Genomic DNA, 1,192 nt, shown 5'->3' with positions numbered 1-1,192 from the left:
CGCTCTTCCGATCTACTAATATTTTTTAAGAAAATTTGATCCAAGCCTAGTTGTGCAATTGTTTTAATTACAATAAAGATAGAAGCAGCTAAAGATATTTCGCCGTAAATAGATGGACCTGTATATTTTGCAACAGCAGAAATAATGAATATTAACCCAAATAATGATATTGCTTTTTCTACAAGCATCCACATTGAGTTTCTGATTCTTGGGTCATCTACAACCCTTTTAATTGAAATATACATTTTATTTATAAGCGAATATCTACATCTGTATGATTTAAAATATATTTTAAATCGTATAAAACATATTTTTCTTTAGCCAATGCTTTAAATTCATCTATAGACATCCGTTTAAATTGATTATGCGCAACTGCTAAAACAATGGCATCATATTTAGCGTTCGCCAAACTAGAAACAGGGTCTATACCATATTCCTTTGCTGCGTCTAACGGATCCACCCACGGGTCATAAATATCTAAATCTAAATCATATTCTTTTAAAGCTTTGACCATATCTACAATTTTAGTATTGCGAATATCTGGACAGTTCTCTTTAAAACTCAAACCCATCACTAAAATTTTTGAACCCACCACTTGTATACGCTGCTTCACCATCTCTTTAATCAATTGTGTTGCAACATATTCACCCATACGGTCATTTAAACGCCGTGCCGCTAAAATAATTTCTGGTTGCAAGCCTAAAGACTGTGCTTTATGGGTTAAATAATATGGGGCTTCCCCTATACAGTGCCCACCCACCAAACCAGGGCGGAAAGGTAAAAAATTCCACTTGGTTCCCGCAGCCTTCAACACCGCTTCAGTATCTATACCCAACTTATTAAAGATCACGGCCAATTCATTAATTAAAGCAATATTCACATCACGTTGGGTATTTTCAATGACCTTTGCGGCTTCAGCCACTTTTATACTCGGTGCTTTATGCGTACCTGCAGTCACAATCAGTTGATAAACTGCATCAACAAAATCTGCCACCTCTGGAGTAGAACCCGAAGTTACTTTTAAAATATTGGTCACACGGTGCAGCTTATCGCCTGGATTAATCCGTTCTGGGCTATAGCCTGCAAAAAAGTCCTGATTGAATTTTAAGCCTGACACTTGTTCCAAAACTGGAATACAGGCTTCTTCAGTTGCACCTGGGTATACCGTAGACTCATACACCACTACATCGCC

The 1,192-nt window shown here is 37.1% G+C and carries 1 protein-coding gene and 1 pseudogene; both read right to left on the bottom strand.

Annotated features, from left to right (window positions below; all coding sequences use genetic code 11):
* Window positions 1-245: pseudogene (locus B4H32_RS05595) on the bottom strand (hypothetical protein); the annotation flags it as partial.
* Between the two features lie 5 nt (window positions 246-250).
* A partial coding sequence (locus tag B4H32_RS05590) for a nucleotide sugar dehydrogenase (protein WP_286800819.1) occupies window positions 251-1,192 on the bottom strand: 942 nt, incomplete at its 5' end.

This window comes from Acinetobacter sp. UBA2063 (assembly GCF_002333245.1).
Taxonomy (GTDB): Bacteria; Pseudomonadota; Gammaproteobacteria; order Pseudomonadales; family Moraxellaceae; genus Acinetobacter; species Acinetobacter parvus.
Note: the sequence above shows the minus strand (reverse complement) of the source record. Positions and strands in the feature narration are given on the sequence as shown.